General features: G+C 45.0%; 20 protein-coding genes and 11 tRNA genes. 30 read left to right on the plus strand and 1 reads right to left on the minus strand.

Annotation, left to right across the window (positions count from 1 at the left end; all coding sequences use genetic code 11):
• The 25 genes from ACHBGV_RS08170 (at nt 1) to purH (ending at nt 17,237) form a co-directional block, all read left to right on the plus strand.
• Nucleotides 1-73, plus strand: a tRNA-Thr gene (locus ACHBGV_RS08170).
• Nucleotides 74-88: 15 nt separating this feature from the next.
• A tRNA-Gly gene (locus ACHBGV_RS08175) sits at nt 89-160 on the plus strand.
• A 7-nt stretch (nt 161-167) separates the two neighbouring features.
• A tRNA-Leu gene (locus tag ACHBGV_RS08180) sits at nt 168-251 on the plus strand.
• Between the two features lie 17 nt (nt 252-268).
• Nucleotides 269-342: transfer RNA gene (locus ACHBGV_RS08185), tRNA-Arg, on the plus strand.
• A 46-nt stretch (nt 343-388) separates the two neighbouring features.
• Nucleotides 389-462: transfer RNA gene (locus tag ACHBGV_RS08190), tRNA-Pro, on the plus strand.
• A gap of 9 nt (nt 463-471) precedes the next feature.
• A tRNA-Met gene (locus tag ACHBGV_RS08195) sits at nt 472-545 on the plus strand.
• A gap of 17 nt (nt 546-562) precedes the next feature.
• Nucleotides 563-636 (plus strand) — tRNA-Ile (locus ACHBGV_RS08200).
• 7 nt (nt 637-643) lie between these two features.
• Nucleotides 644-733: transfer RNA gene (locus tag ACHBGV_RS08205), tRNA-Ser, on the plus strand.
• Between the two features lie 3 nt (nt 734-736).
• Nucleotides 737-809 (plus strand) — tRNA-Phe (locus tag ACHBGV_RS08210).
• A 17-nt stretch (nt 810-826) separates the two neighbouring features.
• Nucleotides 827-900 (plus strand) — tRNA-Ile (locus tag ACHBGV_RS08215).
• 16 nt (nt 901-916) lie between these two features.
• A tRNA-Ser gene (locus ACHBGV_RS08220) sits at nt 917-1,004 on the plus strand.
• Between the two features lie 58 nt (nt 1,005-1,062).
• Nucleotides 1,063-1,881: a rod shape-determining protein MreC gene (gene mreC / locus ACHBGV_RS08225; protein WP_394736090.1), complete on the plus strand. Its 819-nt coding sequence runs from the start codon at nt 1,063-1,065 to the stop codon at nt 1,879-1,881.
• Nucleotide 1,882: 1 nt separating this feature from the next.
• Nucleotides 1,883-2,398: a rod shape-determining protein MreD gene (gene mreD / locus ACHBGV_RS08230; RefSeq protein WP_170239591.1), complete on the plus strand. Its 516-nt coding sequence runs from the start codon at nt 1,883-1,885 to the stop codon at nt 2,396-2,398.
• Nucleotides 2,399-2,482: 84 nt separating this feature from the next.
• Nucleotides 2,483-3,736, plus strand: a complete 1,254-nt coding sequence (gene pcsB / locus ACHBGV_RS08235) for a peptidoglycan hydrolase PcsB (protein ID WP_105122066.1) — start codon at nt 2,483-2,485, stop codon at nt 3,734-3,736.
• Between the two features lie 97 nt (nt 3,737-3,833).
• The gene (locus ACHBGV_RS08240; RefSeq protein WP_105111631.1) at nt 3,834-4,799 is read left to right on the plus strand and encodes a ribose-phosphate diphosphokinase; all 966 of its coding nucleotides are present in this window, start codon (nt 3,834-3,836) and stop codon (nt 4,797-4,799) included.
• Between the two features lie 95 nt (nt 4,800-4,894).
• Nucleotides 4,895-6,073: a pyridoxal phosphate-dependent aminotransferase gene (locus ACHBGV_RS08245; protein WP_105111632.1), complete on the plus strand. Its 1,179-nt coding sequence runs from the start codon at nt 4,895-4,897 to the stop codon at nt 6,071-6,073.
• Nucleotides 6,060-6,833 (plus strand): DNA repair protein RecO, encoded by a 774-nt coding sequence (gene recO, locus ACHBGV_RS08250; protein WP_394736091.1) that lies wholly within the window; start codon nt 6,060-6,062, stop codon nt 6,831-6,833. The genes ACHBGV_RS08245 and recO overlap by 14 nt, the downstream gene beginning before the upstream one ends.
• Nucleotides 6,833-7,840: a phosphate acyltransferase PlsX gene (plsX, locus tag ACHBGV_RS08255; RefSeq protein WP_394736092.1), complete on the plus strand. Its 1,008-nt coding sequence runs from the start codon at nt 6,833-6,835 to the stop codon at nt 7,838-7,840. Before recO ends, plsX begins: the two co-directional genes overlap by 1 nt.
• A complete protein-coding gene (locus ACHBGV_RS08260) occupies nt 7,833-8,081 on the plus strand; it encodes a phosphopantetheine-binding protein (RefSeq protein WP_172074588.1) in 249 nt (82 codons plus the stop codon). Before plsX ends, ACHBGV_RS08260 begins: the two co-directional genes overlap by 8 nt.
• A 117-nt stretch (nt 8,082-8,198) precedes the next feature.
• Nucleotides 8,199-8,906 carry a phosphoribosylaminoimidazolesuccinocarboxamide synthase gene (gene purC, locus ACHBGV_RS08265; protein WP_394736093.1) on the plus strand — a complete coding sequence of 236 codons (708 nt, stop codon included), beginning with the start codon at nt 8,199-8,201 and terminating at the stop codon, nt 8,904-8,906.
• Nucleotides 8,907-8,918: 12 nt separating this feature from the next.
• The gene (locus ACHBGV_RS08270) at nt 8,919-12,638 is read left to right on the plus strand and encodes a phosphoribosylformylglycinamidine synthase (RefSeq protein ID WP_394736094.1); all 3,720 of its coding nucleotides are present in this window, start codon (nt 8,919-8,921) and stop codon (nt 12,636-12,638) included.
• 2 nt (nt 12,639-12,640) lie between these two features.
• A complete protein-coding gene (gene purF / locus ACHBGV_RS08275) occupies nt 12,641-14,095 on the plus strand; it encodes an amidophosphoribosyltransferase (protein WP_125266387.1) in 1,455 nt (484 codons plus the stop codon).
• 18 nt (nt 14,096-14,113) lie between these two features.
• Nucleotides 14,114-15,133: a phosphoribosylformylglycinamidine cyclo-ligase gene (purM, locus tag ACHBGV_RS08280; protein WP_125266388.1), complete on the plus strand. Its 1,020-nt coding sequence runs from the start codon at nt 14,114-14,116 to the stop codon at nt 15,131-15,133.
• Nucleotides 15,130-15,693 carry a phosphoribosylglycinamide formyltransferase gene (gene purN, locus ACHBGV_RS08285; protein WP_394736095.1) on the plus strand — a complete coding sequence of 188 codons (564 nt, stop codon included), beginning with the start codon at nt 15,130-15,132 and terminating at the stop codon, nt 15,691-15,693. The genes purM and purN overlap by 4 nt, the downstream gene beginning before the upstream one ends.
• Nucleotides 15,690-17,237: a bifunctional phosphoribosylaminoimidazolecarboxamide formyltransferase/IMP cyclohydrolase gene (gene purH / locus ACHBGV_RS08290; protein ID WP_394736096.1), complete on the plus strand. Its 1,548-nt coding sequence runs from the start codon at nt 15,690-15,692 to the stop codon at nt 17,235-17,237. Before purN ends, purH begins: the two co-directional genes overlap by 4 nt.
• Nucleotides 17,238-17,322: 85 nt before the next feature.
• On the opposite strand, the gene ACHBGV_RS08295 is transcribed toward purH, so the two are convergent.
• Nucleotides 17,323-18,477, minus strand: a complete 1,155-nt coding sequence (locus ACHBGV_RS08295) for an AIPR family protein (RefSeq protein ID WP_105122074.1) — start codon at nt 18,475-18,477, stop codon at nt 17,323-17,325.
• Nucleotides 18,478-18,607: 130 nt separating this feature from the next.
• Between ACHBGV_RS08295 and ACHBGV_RS08300 the strand changes: the two genes are divergently transcribed.
• The 5 genes from ACHBGV_RS08300 (at nt 18,608) to ACHBGV_RS08320 (ending at nt 22,854) form a co-directional block, all read left to right on the plus strand.
• A complete protein-coding gene (locus ACHBGV_RS08300) occupies nt 18,608-18,877 on the plus strand; it encodes a helix-turn-helix transcriptional regulator (protein WP_105122075.1) in 270 nt (89 codons plus the stop codon).
• Nucleotides 18,878-19,155: 278 nt separating this feature from the next.
• A complete protein-coding gene (purD, locus tag ACHBGV_RS08305; protein WP_394736097.1) occupies nt 19,156-20,418 on the plus strand; it encodes a phosphoribosylamine--glycine ligase in 1,263 nt (420 codons plus the stop codon).
• Between the two features lie 25 nt (nt 20,419-20,443).
• Nucleotides 20,444-20,932 carry a 5-(carboxyamino)imidazole ribonucleotide mutase gene (purE, locus tag ACHBGV_RS08310; protein ID WP_027972257.1) on the plus strand — a complete coding sequence of 163 codons (489 nt, stop codon included), beginning with the start codon at nt 20,444-20,446 and terminating at the stop codon, nt 20,930-20,932.
• Complete coding sequence (gene purK, locus ACHBGV_RS08315; RefSeq protein WP_394736098.1) at nt 20,919-22,004, plus strand: 5-(carboxyamino)imidazole ribonucleotide synthase; 1,086 nt, start codon at nt 20,919-20,921, stop codon at nt 22,002-22,004. The genes purE and purK overlap by 14 nt, the downstream gene beginning before the upstream one ends.
• Nucleotides 21,991-22,854, plus strand: a complete 864-nt coding sequence (locus ACHBGV_RS08320; protein WP_394736099.1) for a DUF4268 domain-containing protein — start codon at nt 21,991-21,993, stop codon at nt 22,852-22,854. The genes purK and ACHBGV_RS08320 overlap by 14 nt, the downstream gene beginning before the upstream one ends.
• Nucleotides 22,855-22,883: the final 29 nt, after the last annotated feature.

Here is a 22,883-nt window from a genome sequence, read left to right on the forward strand (position 1 = left end):
GCCGGCTTAGCTCAGTTGGTAGAGCATCTGATTTGTAATCAGAGGGTCGCGTGTTCAAGTCATGTAGCCGGCATTAACTGAATAGGTTGCGAACGTAGTTCAGTGGTAGAACACCACCTTGCCAAGGTGGGGGTCGCGGGTTCGAATCCCGTCGTTCGCTTTGAGAGGCCGGGGTGGCGGAACAGGCAGACGCACAGGACTTAAAATCCTGCGATGGCAACATCGTACCGGTTCGATTCCGGTCCTCGGCATGGACGTATTATAGGAAGCACCCTTAGCTCAACTGGATAGAGTACCTGACTACGAATCAGGCGGTTAGAGGTTCGAATCCTCTAGGGTGCATGACTCGCTTAATGCTTCATTAGGGGAGCTTTATTTTTAGTGATAACGGGAAGTAGCTCAGCTTGGTAGAGTACTTGGTTTGGGACCAAGGTGTCGCAGGTTCGAATCCTGTCTTCCCGATGTTATTTTGGCGGTGTAGCTCAGCTGGCTAGAGCGTCCGGTTCATACCCGGGAGGTCGGGGGTTCGATCCCCTTCGCCGCTATTTTTATCTTGTTTGCTGGACCTTTAGCTCAGCTGGTTAGAGCTCTCGGCTCATAACCGAGCGGTCGTAGGTTCAAGTCCTACAAGGTCCATATTCATGGAGGATTACCCAAGTCCGGCTGAAGGGAACGGTCTTGAAAACCGTCAGGCGTGTAAAAGCGTGCGTGGGTTCGAATCCCACATCCTCCTTTTGGCTCGGTAGCTCAGTTGGTAGAGCAATGGATTGAAGCTCCATGTGTCGGCGGTTCGATTCCGTCTCGCGCCATTACCCAAGATCATCTTGGGCGCGTAGCTCAGATGGTTAGAGCGCACGCCTGATAAGCGTGAGGTCGGTGGTTCGATTCCACTCGTGCCCATTTCATTCGTTATTAAGGAGAATTACTCAAGAGGCTGAAGAGGACGGTTTGCTAAATCGTTAGGTCGGGTAACTGGCGCAAGGGTTCGAATCCCTTATTCTCCGTAGTAAAGAGATATCGTTAGATAATCTCTTTTTATTTTACACAAATTGGGTGACAGTCATGAATAAATTTTTTCGCTATCTCTTATACGCTCTTTCAGTTGTAATTATATCGTTTTCTTTGCTTTTTCTTTCGACGAGGGTCAATATATTTAATGGATTTTCAGTCGTTACTAATGGACTTTCAACTGTTCATAGGTTTGTTGGTTGGCCTTTTCAATCCTTAGCGCGACAGAAGAATATTGTGGAGGACTTATTTGCCAGTTACCATGAAAATAGTGACCTTAAGTCTTCAATTATGGCACTTGGCAATGTTCAATCACAGAATGAAAGTTTGGTGAAAGAAAACGAAAACTTGAGAAAGAATCTTGCTATGAAGGAGGAGTATTCTAGCTTAGATTTTACAGCTGCTATGGTTGTTTCTCGTTCGCCAATGGCTTGGAACCAGACCCTAACGGTCGATATGGGGGAAAATGATGGAATAACCTTAAACAGCTTGGTATTGTCAAATAATGGTTTGATTGGTTTTGTTTCAGATATGACGTCGACTAGTTCAGTAGTTTCCTTGTTTACGAATGACTCTTTTGAGTTAAAAGTGCCCGTCAAGATTATTCTGGGATCTGACTCGGTTTATGGTATTCTATCTGGTTATGATGTTGAATCAAATAGCTTTGTCATTTCACAGTTGAATGAAGAAAGGGAGATAAAGGTAGGGAGTCAGGTTGTGACGAGCGATTTTGGTGGAACTGTGCCGGCAAATCTGCCAGTGGGGAAGGTTCAGTCTGTGCAGGAAAATGCAAGTAGCAGTGAAAAGTCTGTATTTGTCTCACCTGCGGCTGATTTTTCCAATCTATATTCGGTGTTGATGATTGGTAAATAATATGAGAAATAAATGGTTTCCTATTCTACTCCTAAATTTATCTGTGCTTATTTTTCTATTAGATGGGCAACTAGCCCTCTTGTATACAAATTTTTTACCGGGATTTTTGTCAGCGAGTTCCTATCTTCTTTTTTTCTATGCCTTGTATGTTAGTTTGCAATGTCGATTTTCTCAGACAGTTCTTCCAGTGGCCATTTTAGGTTTTCTTTTTGATATTTATTACTTAGATCTTATTGGTGTGGCTACGGTATTATTCCCAGTTCTCTTGTATTTCGTTTATTATTTTAGTGATAAGTTACCTTGGAAATTTGGGACCTTGCTTATGATGCAGTTTGTCATGATTTTCTTTTTTGAAATGATTGGCTTTCTTTTGGCACGAGTGTTTAGCTTATCTCATCTGTCTATTTTCATTTTTCTCTTCTATCATTTACTTCCAACTCTGATTATCAATACTCTGATTTTTATATTTATTTATCCATGGCTAGGCCGATTTTTTTCCATCACAGTTAAGACATAAAAGTGTAATAAACGCGTAATATTAGGGCGCATTTTTTGTGATAGAATAATAGAAGTCAGAAAGTATAGAGGAGTATCTTGCAATATGAAGAAACAAGTAATTGCTACACTATTTTTGAGCACGATCGTTCTTTCTCAAGTAGGTAATGTAGCGACAATCAGTGCAAATGATACTGATAGTAAAATTGCCGCTCAAGATGAGAAAATAAATTCGATTGCAGCTCAACAAGCGTCAGCACAAGCAGAGGTTGAAGCACTTCAAGGAAAAGTCAATGCCATCTATGCAGAACAGGATGCATTGAATGCAGAAAATGAACGGTTAGAAGAAGAATCTGCTCAATTGAGCGCTGAAATTGAGCGTCTGTCTGCGGATATTGTTTCACGTGATGGTGTCTTAAAAGAGCAAGCTCGTAGTGCTCAAGTAAATGGTTCTGCAACTAGCTATATCAATACTGTATTGGATTCAAAATCGCTCGTTGATGCAGTATCTCGTGTTAACGCTATGCGTGAAATTGTTTCGGCAAACAAACGTATGTTGGAACAACAAAAATTAGATAAAGAAGCTATTGAAGAAAAACAAATCGCTAACCAAGAAGCGATTAACGTTGTATATGCTAACAAGCAAAAATTAGAAGATGCAGCGGTTGAGTTGAAAACACAAGAAGCATCTTTGAAAGCAGCTCAATTGAACTTGGCTGCTGAAAAAGCAACTGCTGAAAATGAAAAAGCATCTTTGCTTGCTCAAAAAGCAGCTGCTGAAGAAGCAGCGCGTAAGGCGGCTGAAGAGCAAGCAGCTTATCAGGCTCGTCAAGCTGAGCTTGCGGCTAAACAAAGACAGGCTGTAGCGCCAGTTATTTCTAATACTGTTGCAGCTGCCACACCAGCTCCTGCGACTCCTGCGGCAGAGACGCCAGCTCAAGCACAGGAAGCTACACCGGCTCCTGCTCCAGCAGTTGCGGCAGCTACACCGGCTGCTGAAGCGACAACGGTTGCCACACCAGTTGTTACTTACTCTGCAGGTAATACTTATCCTGTAGGTGAATGTACATGGGGTGTTAAACAGATTGCTCCTTGGGTAGGAAACTACTGGGGTAATGGTGGTCAATGGCTTGGTTCTGCAGCGGCAGCTGGTTTCAGAACTGGTTCGACACCACAAGTTGGCGCAGTTGCAGTATGGACTAATTCTTACTATGGTCACGTTGCAGTAGTAACAGCTGTAAATGGATCTGAAATTCAGGTAATGGAATCAAACTTTAACGGTAATCGTTATGTAAGTAATTTCCGTGGCTGGTTTAATGCTAGCTCCTCAGGAATTGCTGGCTACATTTATCCAAATTAAAATTTCATAGGACGTCTATTGGAGGCGTTCTATTTTTATTTGAAAAATGGAGAAAAAAGGTTTAAAATAGATAAGTAGAAATTTTTAGGAGGCAGTCATGGCGTTTTCTGACTTAATGTTGTTTGCTTTATCATCCAATCAAAAGCTTGCAGCTGAAGTAGCAAAAGAAATGGGAATTCCTTTAGGGAAGTCAAGTGTTCGTCAATTTTCTGATGGTGAAATCCAGGTAAATATCGAAGAATCGATTCGTGGTAGCCATGTGTACATCCTTCAATCAACAAGTTCTCCTGTAAATGATAACTTGATGGAGATTTTAATTATGGTAGATGCCTTGAAGAGGGCTTCTGCTGAGTCAGTTAACGTTGTGATGCCATACTATGGTTATGCACGCCAGGACCGTAAGGCTCGTTCTCGTGAGCCAATTACGTCAAAACTAGTAGCTAATATGTTAGAGACCGCAGGTGTAAATCGTCTCTTGACCATTGACCTCCATGCGGCACAAATTCAAGGTTTCTTTGATATTCCGGTCGACCATTTGATGGGTGCGCCTTTGATTGCAGATTATTTTGAGCGTCGTGGCATGATGGGAGATGGTTATGTGGTTGTATCTCCAGACCATGGTGGTGTGACCCGTGCACGGAAGTTGGCCCAATTCTTGAAAACACCGATTGCCATTATTGATAAGCGCCGTAGTGTCGATAAGATGAATACTTCTGAGGTTATGAATATCATCGGTGATATTAAGGGCAAGACCTGTATCTTGATTGATGATATGATTGATACGGCAGGAACAATTTGCCATGCGGCAGATGCTCTGGCCGAAGCTGGTGCAACAGCTGTCTATGCATCTTGTACCCACCCTGTCTTGTCTGGACCTGCTATGGATAATATCAGTAAGTCAGCCATAGAGAAACTGGTTGTCTTGGATACCATTGAGATTCCACAAGACCGTTTGATTGATAAGATTGAGCAGATTTCTATAGCGCATTTGTTGGCGGAAGCGATTATTCGTATCCATGAAAAACGTCCGCTGTCACCGCTGTTTGAATCACATAAAAGATAATGAGGGTAAAGGGGAGCGCAAGCTTCTCTTCTTTTTTTCTGTTCATTCTGCTGGAAATGTATTATAATAAACCTATATCTTTTTGAGGTGAATGTATGAATTTATTAGATCGTTTTAATAAAAATCTCAATCGAATTGAAGTGTCTATGATTCGTCAGTTTGATCAGTCGATTTCTCATATTCCTGGAGTTTTGAAATTAACGCTGGGCGAGCCTGATTTTACGACGCCAGACCATGTCAAGGAAGCGGCTAAGGCGGCCATTGATGACAACAAGAGTTATTATACTGGTATGGCAGGTCTTTTGGAATTGCGTCAGGCGGCAGCGGAATTTGTATTTGAAAAGTACAATCTGTCCTACAATCCAGAAACAGAAATCCTGTCAACTATTGGAGCGACAGAGGCTTTGTCGGCTAGCTTGGTGGCTATCTTAGAAGCTGGAGATACGGTGCTCTTGCCTGCGCCAGCTTATCCTGGTTATGAGCCGATTGTTAATATGGTCGGGGCAGATATTGTGGAAATTGATACGACGGCCAATGATTTTGTATTGACACCAGAGATGCTGGAACAAGCCATTATCGAGCAGGGAGACAAGCTCAAGGCGGTCATTCTCAACTATCCTGCTAATCCGACTGGTGTGACCTATTCACGTGAACAGATTGCGGCCTTTGCAGATGTTTTGCGCAAATACCCAATCTTTGTCTTGTCTGATGAGGTTTATGCTGAATTGACCTACACAGGTCAGCCTCATACGTCGATTGCGGAGTTTTTGCCTGAGCAGACCATTCTCATTCAAGGTCTGTCCAAATCCCATGCTATGACGGGATGGCGGATTGGTTTAATCATGAGTCAGGCGCCGATTATTGCGCAGATTATCAAGAGCCACCAGTACTTGGTGACAGCGGCATCGACAGCTATGCAGTACGGTGCGGTTGAGGCTTTGAAAAATGGTAAGGATGATGCTCTACCGATGCGGGCGGAGTACATCAAGCGTCGGGATTATATTATCGAGAAGATGACGGAGTTGGGCTTTAAGATTATCAAGCCAGATGGCGCCTTTTACATTTTTGCGAAAATTCCTGCGGGCTATAGTCAAGATTCCTTTAGCTTCTTACAGGAATTTGCCCAGAAAAAGGCGGTGGCCTTTATTCCGGGTGCGGCTTTCGGTCAATATGGTGAGGGCTATGTGCGGATTTCCTATGCAGCCAGCATGGAGTCTATCCAAACAGCCATGGTCCGTTTAAAAGAGTTTTTAGAAGAAAATGGAGCGAATTGAGACAAGGGGATTAGTCCTTTATAATCGCAATTACCGAGAAGACGACAAGTTGGTCAAGATTTTTACGGAACAGGCTGGCAAGCGGATGTTTTTCGTGAAACATGCCTCTAAGTCCAAGCTGGTTGCGGCTATTCAGCCCTTGACCTATGCGGATTTTATTGTCAAAATCAATGAAGAGGGTCTGTGCTACATCGAGGATTTTCATCAGGTTCAGCTCTTCAAGGAAATCAATGGGGATATTTTCAAGCTCAGCTACGCAACTTATTTGATGGCCTTGGCGGATGCTGCCTTGCAGGATAGGATTCATGATGCGCCGCTCTTTGCCTTTTTGGTTAAGACTTTGGATTTGATGGAATCGGGCTTGGACTATGAGATTTTGACCAATATTTTTGAAATTCAACTGCTGGAGCGGTTTGGAATTGGGCTTAATTTTCACGAGTGTGCTTTTTGTCACCGAGTTGGTCTGCCTTTTGACTATTCCTATCAATACAGTGGCGTTCTCTGTCCGCAACATTATCATAAGGATGAACGAAGGGCTCATCTGGACCCCAATGTGCCCTACTTGCTGGACCAATTTCAGGCCATTTCTTTTGATGATTTAGAAACCATTTCGATCAAGCCGGACATGAAACGGAAGTTGCGGCTCTTTATCGACCAGCTCTATGAGGAATATGTCGGTATTCACTTGAAGTCCAAGAAATTTATCGATGATTTGTCGTCTTGGGGGCAGATTATGAAGAAAGAAAATGAGGAAAACTAATGAAACGTATTGCAGTAGATGCTATGGGTGGGGACCATGCCCCTCAGGCGGTCATTGAAGGGGTTAATCAGGCCCTCAAGGAATTTTCGGATATTGAAATTCAGCTCTATGGGGATGAGGCTAAAATCAAGCCCTATTTGACAGCGTCGGAGCGAGTGACCATTATCCATACGGATGAGAAAATCAATTCGGATGATGAACCAGTTCGAGCTATTCGTCGCAAGAAAAACTCTTCTATGGTTTTGGCGACTCAGGCTGTTAAGGATGGGCAGGCGGATGCAGTGCTATCAGCTGGAAATACGGGGGCTCTTCTGGCGGCAGGTGTCTTTGTTGTCGGTCGTATTAAGAATATTGATCGTCCCGGACTCATGTCCACTCTGCCGACTATGGATGGCAAGGGATTTGATATGATGGATTTGGGGGCCAATGCAGAAAATACAGCCCACCACCTCTATCAGTATGGGATTATGGGCTCCTTCTACGCAGAGCATGTGCGTGGGGTCAAGCATCCGCGCGTGGCTCTCTTGAACAATGGTACGGAGGAAACAAAGGGAACACCTGTGCATCAAGAGGCTTTTGCTCTTCTCAGTCAGGAACCGTCTATCAACTTTATCGGCAATGTAGAGGCGCGTGAGTTGCTCAACGGCGTTGCTGATGTGGTTGTAACCGATGGTTTCACGGGAAACGCTGTGTTGAAAACAGTTGAAGGAACGGCTAAGTCTATCGTCGGTCAGTTGACAGGTGCTATCAAATCAGGTAGTTTCCTAGCCAAAATCGGTGGTCTCTTGCTCAAACCGACCTTGAAGAAAGCTCTAGGAGCCTTGGATTACAAGACAGCAGGTGGTGCGGTCTTATTGGGACTCAAAGCTCCGGTTATTAAGGCACACGGGTCTAGCGATGCAACAGCTATTTTCTATACGATAAAGCAGGTTCGTCAAATTTTGGATGCCAATATAGTAGAAAAATCAGTGGCCAAATTTTCACCAGTGGGGAACAATCATGACTAGAGAGCAAGTTTATCAGAAGATTGTGGAGATGATTCAAGAGGAGAAGGGAGAGGACTTTCTTGTCCAGCCTGATTCTTCTTTGACGGACAATATTGCCCAAGATTCGGTTGAGGTCATGGAATTTGTTCTTAATTTGGAAGACGAGTTTGGTGTCGATGTTCCAGATGCTGCGATTGAGCGCTTTGAAACATTAGCAGATATTGTGGATTTTATTTGGAGTCAATTGAAAGAACGTTCGTAGATTACGGGCGTTTTTCTTTTTATTCGATAGTATTTTAGACTTTTAATTGTTAACACGAATATTATGTGATAGAATAAACGAAAAGACTAGAATATTTTATGAAAGGCGAACATTTTAATGAAAACAGACCTTCTCTATTCAGGAAAAGCTAAAGATATCTACGCTACAGTTGATAGTGAGCAGATTGTTGCAGTTTACAAGGACCAGGCAACGGCTTTTAATGGCGGCAAGAAAGAACAGATTGTGGGCAAGGGCCGGCTCAATAATCTGATTTCTTCGCTTATTTTTGAAAAGTTGAATGCTGCAGGAGTTAAGACGCATTTTATCAAGCGTTTGTCGGATACAGAGCAGTTGAATAGGAAAGTAGAAATTATTCCGCTGGAGGTTGTTTTGCGAAATGTGACCGCTGGTTCTTTCTCAAAACGTTTTGGAGTAGAAGAAGGAATTGCATTAGTTACTCCAATCGTGGAATTTTACTATAAAAAAGATGAGTTGGACGATCCTTTTATCAACGACGAACATATTGCTTTTCTTAATCTAGCTAGTTCAGAAGAAATCGCCTATATCAAGGAAGAAACACGTCGTATCAATAGTTTCTTGAAAGACTTGTTTGCCCAGATTGGGTTGACTTTGGTGGATTTCAAGCTAGAATTTGGGGTTGACTCTTCTGGTCAGATTTTATTGGCGGATGAGTTTTCTCCGGATAATTGTCGTTTGTGGGATGCGGATGGCAACCACCTGGACAAGGATGTTTTTCGTCGGGGGCTCGGGGAGTTGACCGAGGTTTACGAGGTCGTATTGGCAAAGTTACAAGAAGTGAAATAAGGATTGGAAAAAATGGCGAAGCGGATTTTTGTTGAGAAGAAGGCGGATTTTCAGATTAAGGCGGAGACTCTTCGTAAGGAGTTGACTCATAATTTGCAGTTGACAAGCCTGTCAAGTTTGCGGTTAGTGCAGATTTACGATGTTTTCAATCTTGAGGAGGACTTGTTAGAGCAGGCCATCAAGCACATCTTTACTGAGCAGGTGACGGACAAGGTCTTGTCGGAAGCGGAACTGGGCTTGGAAGACGCGGTTTATTTTGCTATTGAGGCTTTGCCTGGTCAGTTTGACCAGCGGGCTGCCAGCAGTCAAGAGGCCCTTCTCTTGTTGGGCAGTCGCCAGGAGGTGCGTGTCAATACAGGCCAGCTTTACATCTTGAACGGTGATGTGCAGGAAGAAGAGTTAGTTGCTATCAAGAACTATTTGCTCAATCCTGTGGATTCGCGTTTCAAGGATTTGGATGCTCCTTTGGTGGCTCAGGAGTTTTCGGTGTCAGATACGACTATTCCGACCTTGGACTTTTTTGTAGGCTATGGGGCGGAGGAGTTTGCGGCCTACAAGCGAGAAGTTGGTTTAGCAATGGAAGTGGCAGACTTGCTCTTCATTCAGGACTATTTCAAATCCATCGGACGTGTGCCGACCGAGACAGAACTCAAGGTATTGGATACTTACTGGTCTGACCACTGTCGTCATACGACTTTCGAGACTGAATTGCGTACTATTGATTTTTCAGCGTCACAATTCCAAAAGCAATTGCAGGCAACCTATGACAAATACTTGGCTATGCGAGAGGAATTAGGGCGATCTGATAAGCCACAAACCCTCATGGACATGGCAACCATTTTCGGTCGCTACGAGCGTGCCAATGGTCGCTTGGATGATATGGAAGTATCGGACGAAATCAATGCCTGCTCAGTCAAGATTGAAGTGGACGTGGACGGCGTCAAAGAGCCTTGGTTGCTCATGTTTAAGAACGAAACTCACAACCATCCGACGGAAATTGAACCCTTTGGTGGTGCTGCGACCTGTATCGGTGGTGCCATCCGTGACCCGCTTTCTGGTCGTTCATACGTCTATCAAGCCATGCGGATTTCAGGCGCGGGCGACATTACACAGCCTCCTTCTGAGACGCGAGAGGGTAAGTTACCACAGCAGATTATTTCGAAAACGGCTGCGCACGGTTATTCTTCTTACGGCAACCAAATTGGTCTGGCGACCACCTATGTACGTGAGTATTTCCACCCAGGCTTTGTCGCAAAACGTATGGAGTTGGGTGCCGTTGTCGGTGCAGCTCCTAAGGAAAATGTGGTCCGTGAAAAACCAGTCGCAGGCGATGTGGTCATCTTGTTAGGGGGTAAAACAGGTCGAGATGGTATCGGTGGGGCAACAGGCTCTTCCAAAGTGCAGACGGTTGAGTCTGTGGAAACGGCTGGAGCGGAAGTCCAAAAAGGAAATGCTATCGAAGAACGTAAAATTCAGCGTTTGTTCCGCAATGGTGCCGTGACTCGCTTGATTAAAAAATCCAATGACTTTGGTGCAGGAGGTGTCTGCGTAGCTATTGGAGAACTGGCAGACGGTCTTGAAATCGACTTGGACAAGGTTCCACTCAAGTATGCAGGCCTGAATGGAACGGAAATTGCCATTTCTGAATCACAGGAGCGGATGAGCGTGGTGATTCGTCCGGAAGACGTAGATGCCTTTATCGCAGCCTGCCGTCAGGAAAATATCCATGCGGTTGTTGTAGCCAAAGTCACTGAAAAACCAAACCTGGTCATGACCTGGAATGGACAAACCATTGTCGATTTGGAGCGTTCCTTCCTTGATACCAACGGTGTGCGCGTGGTGGTGGATGCTAAGGTGGTTGACAGCCCTGTCAATTTACCAGAAATGCGTAAAACATCTGCTGAAACCCTGCAAGAAGACTTGAAAGAACTGTTGTCAGACCTCAACCATGCTAGTCAAAAAGGTTTGCAGACCATTTTCGACTCATCTGTTGGTCGTTCAACCGTCAACCACCCACTCGGCGGTCGTCACCAGCTGACTCCGACAGAAAGTTCGGTGCAAAAGTTGTCTGTCCAGCACGGTGTGACGACGACGGCTTCTGTCATGGCTCAGGGCTACCATCCCTATCTGGCAGACTGGTCACCTTACCACGGAGCAGCCTATGCAGTCATCGAAGCGACAGCTCGCTTGGTGGCAACAGGCGCTAACTGGTCCAAGGCTCGCTTCTCCTATCAGGAGTATTTCCAGCGAATGGATAAGCAGGCAGAGCGTTTTGGTCAGCCAGTAGCGGCTCTGCTCGGCTCTATCGAGGCTCAGATCCAGCTTGGATTGCCGTCTATCGGTGGCAAGGATTCCATGTCTGGTACCTTTGAGGACTTGACAGTTCCGCCGACCTTGGTGGCCTTTGGCGTGACAACGGCAGACAGCCGCAAGGTCCTCTCGCCTGAGTTCAAGGCAGCTGGCGAGCACATTTATTACTTGCCAGGTCAGATTTTGTCAGAAGACATTGATTTTGGCTTGATCAAGTCTAATTTTGAAGCTTTTGAAAAATGGCAGAGCGATTATGCGATTACGGCTGCTAGTGCGGTCAAGTACGGAGGTGTTCTAGAAAGTCTAGCCCTCATGTCCTTTGGTAACCAAATCGGTGCAGAAGTTGAGATAGCGGAGCTTGAAACGAGCCTGACAGGTCAGCTAGGTGGCTTTGTCTTCACATCGAAAGAAGTCATTCCAGATGCGGTGAAAATCGGACAAACGACTACTGACTTTACACTTCTTGTCAACGGTGTCAGCCTAGCTGGACAGGACCTACAAGCTGCTTTTGAAGGTAAGTTGGAAGAAGTCTATCCAACAGCATTTGAACAGGCGACTGATTTACAGGATGTTCCAGCAATTACCAGTTCAGCAGTTCTACAAGCCAAGGAAACAGTAGAAGTACCGCTTGTTTACATCCCAGTCTTTCCAGGAACTAACTCAGAATACGACTCCGCCAAGGCTTTTGAACAGGCTGGTGCCAAGGTCAAATTGGTTCCTTTCGTGACGCTGGATGCGGCAAGTATTGAGCAGTCGGTTGACACCATGGTTGACAACATTGACAAGGCAAATATTCTCTTCTTTGCTGGTGGATTTTCTGCGGCAGATGAGCCAGACGGGTCTGCTAAGTTTATCGTGACTATCTTACGAAACGCCAAGGTCCGCTCTGCTATTGACCGTTTCATCGAAAAAGGTGGCCTTATCATCGGTATCTGTAATGGCTTCCAGGCCCTTGTCAAATCGGGCTTGCTACCTTATGGAAACTTTGAGGAGGCGGGAGAAACCAGTCCAACCCTCTTCTATAACGATGCCAACCAGCACGTTGCCAAAATGGTGGAAACGCGGATTGCCAATGTCAACTCACCGTGGTTGGCGGGTGTTCAAGTCGGTGACATTCACGCTATCCCAGTTTCACACGGGGAAGGAAAATTCGTGGTGACGGATGAAGAATTCGCTGTCTTGCGAGATAATGGTCAGATTTTCAGCCAATACGTTGACTTTACTGGTCAGCCAAGCATGGATTCTAAGTACAATCCAAATGGTTCTAGCCATGCTATTGAAGGAATCACCAGTCGCAATGGTCAGATTATCGGGAAAATGGGGCATTCGGAGCGTTACGAGGACGGTCTTTTCCAAAATATTCCAGGTAAGAAAGACCAAGGATTGTTTGTTTCAGCAGTTCGCTATTTTACAGGAAAATAAATATGACATATGAAGTTAAATCACTCAATGAAGAATGCGGAGTTTTCGGTATTTGGGGACATCCGCAGGCTGCTCAGGTGACCTATTTTGGTCTACATAGCTTGCAGCACCGAGGACAAGAAGGAGCAGGTATTGTTTCGAACAATCAGGGAACGCTTTATGGACATCGAGCTACAGGACTCTTATCTGAAGTTTTTAAAAATCCAGCTGATTTGGAAGGGTTAAAAGGGAATGCGGCAATCGGACATGTTCGATATGCCACAGCTGGTTCAGCGGACATTCGAAATATCCAACCCTTTCTTTATAAATTTCATGATGAAGCTTTTGGATTAGCTCATAATGGGAACTTGACCAATGCAATTTCTCTCAGAAAAGAATTGGAAGCGCAAGGTGCTATTTTCAACGCCTCGTCAGATACTGAAATCCTCATGCATCTGATTCGTCGCAGCCACAATCCAAATTTTATGGGCAAGGTCAAGGAGGCTTTGAGCATTGTCAAGGGAGGCTTTGCCTATCTCTTGATGACAGAGGACAAGTTGATTGCGGCCTTGGATCCAAATGGCTTTCGTCCCCTATCTATCGGGAAGATGAAAAATGGAGCCTGGGTTATTGCCAGCGAAACTTGTGCCTTTGAAGTAGTTGGAGCTGAGTGGGTACGGGATGTCGAACCTGGAGAGATTGTCATCATAGATGATGTGGGTATCCACTATGATAGTTACACAAGTGATACCCAATTGGCGATTTGTTCGATGGAATATGTCTACTTTGCCCGCCCTGATTCGACTATTCATGGTGTCAATGTCCACACGGCACGAAAAAATATGGGCAAACGCTTAGCGCAGGAATTTCAACATGAAGCCGACATTGTGGTCGGTGTGCCAAACTCTTCTCTCAGCGCAGCTATGGGTTTTGCCGAAGAATCCGGTTTACCTAATGAGATGGGTTTGGTGAAAAATCAGTACACTCAGCGTACCTTTATCCAACCAACCCAGGAGCTCCGTGAGCAGGGAGTCCGCATGAAGTTGTCTGCTGTTTCTGGGGTTGTTAAGGGCAAACGTGTGGTCATGATTGACGATTCCATCGTGCGTGGAACGACTAGCCGGCGGATTGTTCAGCTCTTGCGAGAGGCAGGGGCAGCAGAAGTCCATGTGGCAATCGGTAGTCCAGAGCTCAAGTACCCGTGTTTCTATGGTATTGATATTCAGACCCGTCGGGAGCTGATTTCAGCCAACCATACCGTTGAGGAAGTCTGTGAGATTATTGGAGCAGATAGCCTGACCTATCTTTCTCTTGAGGGGATGATTGAAGCCATCGGTATCAACACAGATGCTCCCAATGGAGGACTCTGTGTAGCATATTTTGATGGTGAGTATCCAACGCCTCTTTATGACTATGAGGAAGAATATTTACGGAGTTTAGAAGAACAGACAAGTTTTTACATCGAAAAGGTCAAATAATTAAGAAGGAAGATTGATATGTCAAAAAATGCATATGCCCAATCGGGTGTTGACGTCGAAGCTGGCTACGAAGTGGTTGAGCGGATTAAAAAACACGTGGCTCGGACAGAACGTTTGGGCGTTATGGGAGCTCTCGGTGGCTTTGGTGGTATGTTTGATCTGACCAAACTGGATGTTAAAGAACCAGTCTTGGTATCTGGGACAGACGGCGTGGGAACCAAGCTCATGCTGGCAATCCAGTATGACAAGCATGATACCATTGGTCAGGACTGTGTGGCCATGTGTGTCAATGACATCATCGCAGCAGGTGCGGAGCCGCTTTACTTCCTCGATTACATCGCGACTGGAAAAAATGAGCCAGCCAAGCTGGAGCAAGTAGTTGCTGGCGTTGCGGAAGGCTGTGTCCAAGCTGGTTGTGGCTTGATTGGCGGTGAAACAGCTGAAATGCCTGGTATGTACGGCGAGGATGACTATGACCTGGCTGGCTTTGCCGTCGGCATTGCGGAGAAGTCTCAGATTATTGATGGCAGCAAGGTACAGGAGGGCGACATTCTCCTCGGCCTAGCTTCTAGCGGTATCCACTCCAACGGTTATTCCCTAGTCCGTCGCGTTTTTGCGGATGTTTCTGGCGACGCTCTGCTGCCAGAGCTCAATGGCAGAGCTCTTAAGGAAGTCCTCCTAGAGCCGACCCGTATCTATGTTCAGCAGGTATTGCCTCTGGTAAAAGCAGGGCTGGTCAACGGCATTGCCCACATCACAGGCGGTGGTTTCATTGAAAATATTCCCCGTATGTTTGCGGACAACCTTGCAGCTGAAATTGAAGAAGATAAGATTCCAGTCCTTCCAATCTTTACAGCCCTTGAAACGTACGGCCAAATCAAACACGAAGAAATGTTTGAAATCTTCAATATGGGTATCGGCTTGGTACTGGCTGTCAGTCCAGAACAGGTGGAGAAAGTCCGTGAATTGGTAGGCGAAGAAGTCTATGAAATCGGCCGCATTATCACTAAGGAAGACAAGAGCGTGGTCATCAAATGAAACGAATAGCTGTTTTTGCCAGTGGTTCTGGATCCAATTTTCAAGTCATCGCAGAGCAGTTTGAAGTTGCCTTCCTCTTTTCAGACCGCAGAAATGCCTATGTCTTGGAACGGGCTGAAAAACTTGGTGTGCCAGCCTTTACTTTTGAATTAAAAGAGTTTGCCGATAAGCAGGCCTACGAAGAAACCCTCATCCAACTCTTAGATCAACACCAGATTGATTTGGTGGTATTGGCAGGCTATATGAAGATTGTGGGTTCGACCTTGTTAGCTCAATATGAAGGTCGTATCATCAATATCCACCCGGCTTATCTGCCTGAATTTCCAGGAGCCCATGGGATTGAAGATGCTTGGAATGCAGGTGTGGCAGAAAGTGGCGTGACTGTTCACTGGGTTGATAGCGGCGTTGACACAGGACAAATTATCCAGCAAGTCCGAGTTCCAAGGCTGGCCGATGACACATTGGAAGCCTTTGAAGCAAGAATACATGAAGCCGAGTACCAACTCTATCCAGCAGTTTTGGAGGAGTTGGGGGTAGTGAAAAATAAGGAGAAATCATGACAAAACGTGCGTTAATTAGCGTATCAGATAAAAATAGCATCGTAGAGTTTGCCCAAGAATTGACCAAGCTTGGCTGGGAAATCATTTCGACAGGAGGCACAAAGGTTGCTCTTGATAATGCTGGTGTAGCGACTATTGCTATTGACGATGTGACCGGTTTTCCTGAGATGATGGACGGCCGTGTCAAGACACTTCACCCCAAAATCCACGGGGGCTTGCTGGCTCGTCGGGATTTGGACAGTCACCTGCAAGCAGCCAAGGACCATGAGATTAGCTTGATTGACTTGGTAGTTGTCAACCTTTATCCCTTCAGAGAGACCATTTTGCGTCCAGATGTGACCTACGACTTGGCGGTGGAGAACATCGACATTGGCGGTCCGTCCATGCTTCGTTCAGCAGCTAAAAACCACGCCAGCGTGACTGTTGTGGTGGATCCGGCAGATTATCCGACGGTTTTAGGGGAGATAGCAGAGCAGGGTCAGACGACTTACCAAACGCGTCAGCGATTGGCTGCCAAGGTTTTCCGTCATACCGCAGCCTACGACGCCCTGATTGCAGCCTACTTTACCAAGCAAGTTGGTGAAGACAAGCCTGAAAAACTCACCATTACCTACGACCTCAATCAGCCTATGCGTTACGGAGAAAATCCTCAGCAACATGCGGATTTCTACCAAAATGCCCTTCCGACAGACTATTCTATTGCAGCAGCTAAACAGCTAAACGGTAAGGAATTGTCTTTCAACAACATTCGTGATGCGGATGCGGCCATTCGGATTATCCGTGATTTCAAGGACCGTCCAACTGTTGTAGCACTCAAACACATGAACCCTTGTGGTATCGGGCAGGCAGAGACTATTGAGCAGGCTTGGGATTATGCTTATGAGGCTGATCCAGTATCAATTTTCGGAGGCATCGTCGTGCTGAACAGGGAAGTGGATGCTGCGACGGCTGAAAAGATGCACCCGATTTTCTTAGAAATCATCATCGCACCGAGCTACTCGGCAGAAGCGCTAGCGATTTTGACCAATAAAAAGAAAAATCTTCGGATTTTGGAGTTGGCCTTTGACGCACAGGATGCGAGCGAAGTGGAAAAAGAGTTCACAGGCGTTGTCGGTGGGCTTTTGATGCAGGATCAGGACGTGGTGGTGGAAAGCCCAACGGACTGGCAGGTGGTGACCGAGCGTCAACCGTCCGAACAAGAGTGGGTAGCCATGGAGTTTGCTTGGAAGTCCTCAAAATATGTCAAGTCCAACGGCATCATCATCACCAATGACAAGATGACCTTGGGCGTGGGGCCGGGGCAAACCAACCGTGTGGCGTCCGTCCGCATCGCTATTGAGCAAGCCAAAGATCGTTTGGAGGGAGCCGTTTTGGCGTCGGACGCCTTCTTCCCATTTGCTGATAACGTGGAAGAAATCGCAGCGGCAGGCATCAAGGCTATCATCCAGCCAGGAGGATCTGTCCGTGACCAAGACTCCATTGACATGGCCAACAAGTACGGCTTGACCATGGTCTTTACGGGAGTAAGACATTTTAGACATTGAGAAATTTGTAGTCGGACATAGGAATGAGTATCGAGAAAGTGCTTTCTACTAATAAAAATGCATCTGAAATCTAGATGCATTTTTATTATATTTTTTGTAATAACTCGCGAAAAAGTTCATTTTCTACTTTGGAGTAATTATTTGACCAAATTGTGGTATTCTTTCCAGCGTCTTGTGGGTTGTTTTTCGAACTTTCTAAAGTATTCTTGACAAGCTCCGAACCTACTTTATCCCACATTGTAAATGGATCACTTTTCCATTCTAAAGTGTCAACATCTAGAAGGACGCGAAAAGCAGCAAAAACAGGTAATATATATCCTACTGATATTTTATAATCCATCTGTTTTTCTAGGAACAAGCTGGTAAATGGTTTTCTCCCTTCTTTTTTTGTCTCAATACCACGGAGTCGACCAAATCGCCCTGTAGGAGTATATTTGAGATATTTGTTTTGATAATCAGTTTCGATGTAATCGTAAAGACTAACGAGCTCAGGAAGTAGTGTGGCCAGATTTAGGTAATATTGTGTGCCATTATTCAAATCGGATTTGAGATTTTTAAGCACAGCCATTTTACTAGAGTATGCTTTTACGGGAGTATCATTAGCCGACTTAAATTCGAAAATATTGTAGGCATATAACAATTTTAGGAACTCATTGACACGAAGTCGTTCTGGAGAGTTATCTTTATAAGCAATTTCATTCTCATAGGGCTGACCTTTAACCACTTCTTTGATAAAATCAAATTTATCGTCAAGTTCAAGTAATGCTTCATCGGATACATTTGCAGATGTATTGCGTGCATCGGCTATACGAGAAACTGTAAGATTTTCTCCTACGATAATTTCAAATCGGACAAACTTATCGGTCTCATCACTGAGATCATCTCTGTTTTCAATAATAGCGGTGTAAGTATGACCACCATCAAGGATTCCATAATTTTCAATGTCATTATCTAGGTCGATAGATACTAGGGAGTTAGAAGTATCGAATTTAAAAGTTTTAGCAACTAAAACAATCCCTCGATTATTGATATCGAAATCAGTATCTGTTGATTTGACAGCTGCTTTTAAAGTTTTTCCTACAGATGTTTGCATTTTGGGTTTCCGAGGATTGACATCAAGTGGTAAATTTTGTGGAACATCTTTAAAATTTACATAGACAAAGTATGTTGTGACCCCTTCTTGAGAAGGAGAGGGAAGGGTGCGTACCGCTTTAGCAGTGAAATTGACAATTTGAGTCATGATAACTCCTTTTTATAAATATATTTAACTTAGTGGTTGCTTTTGCTCTTTCCATAAGTTATACACACATTATACTACAAACAAAAACAAAACAAAGGAACTATGGTACCTTTTTTGATATAATGTAAATATGTCAGTTAGAAAAAATATAAATTATCAACTTGGGAATAAAATCATTGGATATAGAAAACGATTGAATGATTTACCAAAGACACGTCAAGGATTTATCGAAAACCGTAGTCAACTATTTTTTGGTTCAGGAGAGTGGATCAGTGAAAAATCCTTGGCTAATTATGAAAACGGACGAAATATTCCTTCTTTAGAGATGGTGAAAAAATTAGCTGTTGCCTTTGAAGTTGATGAAGTCCAATTTGTAGCAGATTTATTAAGTTGCCTTTAATATAGTTGCTATTTTTAACAACTCCTCTTTATTTATAAAAATAATGTCACAAATCGTATCGATAATGTAGCTAGTAAATTATTTTCTGAAATGGAGCAGTTGGAAAAGAGGAGGCTAGGCAAGTAGAGAATACTATTCAATAACAGTTCATTTTTTAAGCTAATTTGCTCACCTTGTGTGAGCTTTTTCCATTCCCGAACGTTTCCCTGTTCTTTCTATCAAAAACCGTCTATTTTTGCTATACTGTTTATAGAAAATCCGTTTTTGAGGTGTAAGAAATGAAACTTTTTGTTGTCGGGTCTGGTGGTCGTGAACATGCTATCGCAAAGAAATTGTTAGAGTCTGAACAGGTAGAACAGGTCTTTGTTGCTCCTGGAAATGACGGAATGACTTTAGACGGTATTGAATTGGTCAATATCGGAATTTCCGAACATTCTGCCCTGATTAACTTTGCTAAGGAACATGATATTGCTTGGACGTTTGTTGGTCCAGACGATGCTCTGGCAGCAGGTATCGTTGATGATTTTGAACAGGCGGGACTAAAAGCTTTTGGTCCCAGTCGTCTAGCCGCAGAGCTGGAGTGGTCAAAAGACTTTGCCAAACAAATCATGGTCAAATACGGCATTCCAACAGCAGCCTTTGGCACATTTTCCAACTTCGAAGAAGCCAAAGCCTACATCCAAGAGCAGGGTGCACCAATCGTGGTCAAGGCGGACGGCTTGGCACTGGGCAAGGGTGTAGTTGTGGCGGAAACCGTCGAGCAGGCGGTCGAAGCAGCACGGGAGATGCTCTTGGACAACAAGTTCGGCGACTCGGGTGTCCGTGTGGTCATCGAGGAGTTCTTGGCGGGCGAGGAGTTTTCCCTCTTTGCTCTGGTCAACGGCGACCAATTTTACATTCTGCCGACAGCCCAGGACCATAAGCGTGCCTTTGACGGCGACCAAGGTCCCAACACAGGCGGTATGGGGGCTTACGCACCTGTTCCCCACCTGCCTCAAAGCGTGGTGGATACGGCGGTTGACACCATTGTCAAGCCTATTCTTGAGGGCATGATTACGGAAGGGCGGTCTTATCTGGGCGTGCTCTATGCTGGTTTGATTCTGACCGACCAAGGTCCCAAGGTCATCGAGTTTAACGCCCGTTTTGGCGACCCAGAAACCCAGATTATTCTGCCTCGTCTGACCTCTGACTTTGCTCAGAACATCGACGACATCCTCCACAAACGTCCTACCCAGCTGACTTGGCTGGATAGCGGCGTGACGCTGGGTGTAGTCGTGGCATCAAATGGCTATCCTCTGGATTACGAAAAAGGCGTAGGGTTGCCAGCGAAGACTGAGGGCGACATCACGACCTACTATGCAGGGGCTCGTTTTGCGGAAAATAGCAGAGCACTGCTCTCTAATGGCGGTCGGGTTTATATGCTGGTCACCACAGCAGACACCGTCCAAGACGCCCAGGAAAAAATTTACTCGGAGCTGAAAAATCAAGATACCACAGGCCTCTTTTATCGGACAGATATTGGAAGCAAGGCCGTGAAATAAGGGATAAAGAAAAGGAAAGACAAGTATGAACATTCCAATTTCCATCATCATGGGGTCTAGTTCCGACTGGAAAACCATGAAAAAAGCAGCCGATGTGCTGGATAAATTTGGCGTAGCCTATGAAAAGAAAGTGGTCTCTGCCCACCGCACACCAGACCTCATGTTCCGTCACGCCGAGGAAGCGCGCGGCCGTGGCATCAAGGTCATCATCGCAGGAGCGGGCGGTGCGGCTCATTTGCCAGGTATGGTAGCAGCTAAGACAACCCTGCCTGTCATCGGTGTTCCTGTCCAGTCCCGTGCCCTCAGCGGTCTGGATTCCCTCTATTCTATCGTGCAGATGCCGGGTGGCGTGCCTGTTGCGACCATGGCAATTGGTGAAGCAGGTGCCACCAACGCAGCCCTGACAGCTCTCCGCATTCTCTCCATTGAAGACCAAACCATTGCAGCTCAGCTGGCAGATTTTGCCAAGGAACAGGAAAAAATTGCGGAGGCGATGACAGATGACCTCATCTAAGACAATCGGAATTATCGGCGGCGGTCAGCTAGGGCAGATGATGGCTATTTCCGCTATTTACATGGGCCACAAGGTGATCACACTGGATCCTGCGGCGGACTGTCCAGCTTCCAAGGTGAGCGAGGTTATCGTCGCTCCCTATCACGATGTGGCGGCCCTCAAACAGCTGGCGGAACGGTGCCATGTCCTGACCTACGAGTTTGAAAATGTCGATGCTGACGGACTGGACGCGGTCATTAAGGACGGCCAGCTCCCTCAGGGGACAGACCTGCTCCGCATTTCCCAGAACCGCATTTTTGAGAAGGATTTTTTGGCAAAAAAAGCTGGCGTGCAAGTCGCCCCCTACAAAGTTGTCACATCTAGCCTAGACCTAGAAGGACTGGACCTCAGCAAAAACTATGTCTTAAAGACAGCGACTGGGGGCTATGACGGACATGGGCAGAAGGTCATTCGAGAAGAGGCGGACTTGGTAGAGGCTAGTCAGTTAGCCAACTCTGTCGAGTGTGTTTTGGAAGAGTTTGTGAATTTCGACCTGGAAATCTCCGTCCTTGTGTCTGGCAATGGCTCCGACTACACCGTCTTTCCTGTGCAGGAAAATATCCACCGCAATAATATTCTTTACAAGACCATCGTGCCTGCTCGGATTTCAGATGAACTAGCTGAGAAAGTCAAAACCATGGCCCTACAAATCGCAGACAAGCTCCATTTGGCAGGCACCCTCTGCGTTGAAATGTTTGTGGCAGGTCAGGACATTCTGGTTAACGAAATCGCCCCTCGTCCTCATAATTCAGGACATTATTCGATGGAAGCCTGTGATTTTTCACAGTTTGATACCCATATCCGAGGCATTCTCGGTCAGCCTCTGCCCCCTATCCGCCTACTTTCTCCAGCAGTTATGATTAACGTCCTCGGACAAGACATGGAAGCAGTCCAAACCTTTCTTCAAGAAAACCCTACCGCCCATCCCCACTTTTATGGTAAACTAGAAGCGAAGCACAATCGCAAAATGGGACACGTGACGGTGTTGACGGATGATGTCGAGGTGGGATTTAGACAAGATGAAATTAGATAGGCTAAAGGAAGTAGATGTTAGAGAAATCTGGAAACATGAACAGTATGATTTTTCGGAGTGGCTGTCTAGGACAGAAAATATTGAATTGTTGAGTGATGAGATAGGATTGACTCTTACCGAGATTGACAAGGAAGTTTTCGTTGGCTCATATAGATGCGATATAGTGGCTATTGATGAAACAACGGGAATAAAAGTGATTATAGAAAACCAATTAGAATTAACGGATCATGATCATCTTGGTAAAATCATAACCTACGCATCGGGTTTAGATGCTGAGGTTGTCATTTGGATTGTAAAAAAAGCTAGAGAAGAGCATAGGAGTGCTATCGAGTGGCTTAACAATAATACAACGAAAAATATATCTTTTTTCCTAATTGAAATCCATGCTTATCAAATAGGTAGTTCAATGCCTGCTCCTAAATTTGTTCTTGTCGAGAAGCCGAATGATTTTACAAAACTAGCTAAAGGAAATAATCACGGTGGTGATTTAAGTAAAGCACAGGCGGAACGTTTGTATTTTTGGACTCAATTTAATAATGTTGTGGCAACTAAAAATAAACCGTTCAACATTAGAAAAGCTACTACAGACCACTGGTATGATGTTGCTATTGGAACAAGTGAGGCTCATATTTCTATTACCCTAGTCAATAAATCAAAAAGTGTAGGGATTGAAATCTATATAAACAATAATAAGGAATTATTTGATAAGCTATCATCACATGCTGATGAAATCCACGAAGAACTTGGATTTGAAATGGAATGGAAGAGGTTAGATAATAGAAAGGTTTCCAGGATTATATATTACCCAATTTGTAAAATTAAGCTAGACAGAAAAAGCCATCTATGTTAGGCTCAGATAAACTACCACATTTGTCTGAA

The organism is Streptococcus sp. A34 (assembly GCF_043674115.1).
Classification (GTDB): Bacteria; Bacillota; Bacilli; order Lactobacillales; family Streptococcaceae; genus Streptococcus; species Streptococcus suis_V.

Coding starts and splice junctions, on each gene's coding strand:
- ACHBGV_RS08270 (WP_394736094.1), top strand. CDS start 8,919: ATGGCGAAGCGGATTTTTGTTGAGAAGAAGGCGGATTTTCAGATTAAG.
- recO (WP_394736091.1), top strand. CDS start 6,060: ATGGAGCGAATTGAGACAAGGGGATTAGTCCTTTATAATCGCAATTAC.
- purK (WP_394736098.1), top strand. CDS start 20,919: ATGACCTCATCTAAGACAATCGGAATTATCGGCGGCGGTCAGCTAGGG.
- purC (WP_394736093.1), top strand. CDS start 8,199: ATGAAAACAGACCTTCTCTATTCAGGAAAAGCTAAAGATATCTACGCT.
- plsX (WP_394736092.1), top strand. CDS start 6,833: ATGAAACGTATTGCAGTAGATGCTATGGGTGGGGACCATGCCCCTCAG.
- purF (WP_125266387.1), top strand. CDS start 12,641: ATGACATATGAAGTTAAATCACTCAATGAAGAATGCGGAGTTTTCGGT.
- mreD (WP_170239591.1), top strand. CDS start 1,883: ATGAGAAATAAATGGTTTCCTATTCTACTCCTAAATTTATCTGTGCTT.
- ACHBGV_RS08295 (WP_105122074.1), bottom strand. CDS start 18,477: ATGACTCAAATTGTCAATTTCACTGCTAAAGCGGTACGCACCCTTCCC.
- ACHBGV_RS08240 (WP_105111631.1), top strand. CDS start 3,834: ATGGCGTTTTCTGACTTAATGTTGTTTGCTTTATCATCCAATCAAAAG.
- purH (WP_394736096.1), top strand. CDS start 15,690: ATGACAAAACGTGCGTTAATTAGCGTATCAGATAAAAATAGCATCGTA.
- purE (WP_027972257.1), top strand. CDS start 20,444: ATGAACATTCCAATTTCCATCATCATGGGGTCTAGTTCCGACTGGAAA.
- ACHBGV_RS08300 (WP_105122075.1), top strand. CDS start 18,608: ATGTCAGTTAGAAAAAATATAAATTATCAACTTGGGAATAAAATCATT.
- purM (WP_125266388.1), top strand. CDS start 14,114: ATGTCAAAAAATGCATATGCCCAATCGGGTGTTGACGTCGAAGCTGGC.
- pcsB (WP_105122066.1), top strand. CDS start 2,483: ATGAAGAAACAAGTAATTGCTACACTATTTTTGAGCACGATCGTTCTT.
- ACHBGV_RS08245 (WP_105111632.1), top strand. CDS start 4,895: ATGAATTTATTAGATCGTTTTAATAAAAATCTCAATCGAATTGAAGTG.
- purN (WP_394736095.1), top strand. CDS start 15,130: ATGAAACGAATAGCTGTTTTTGCCAGTGGTTCTGGATCCAATTTTCAA.
- ACHBGV_RS08320 (WP_394736099.1), top strand. CDS start 21,991: ATGAAATTAGATAGGCTAAAGGAAGTAGATGTTAGAGAAATCTGGAAA.
- ACHBGV_RS08260 (WP_172074588.1), top strand. CDS start 7,833: ATGACTAGAGAGCAAGTTTATCAGAAGATTGTGGAGATGATTCAAGAG.
- mreC (WP_394736090.1), top strand. CDS start 1,063: ATGAATAAATTTTTTCGCTATCTCTTATACGCTCTTTCAGTTGTAATT.
- purD (WP_394736097.1), top strand. CDS start 19,156: ATGAAACTTTTTGTTGTCGGGTCTGGTGGTCGTGAACATGCTATCGCA.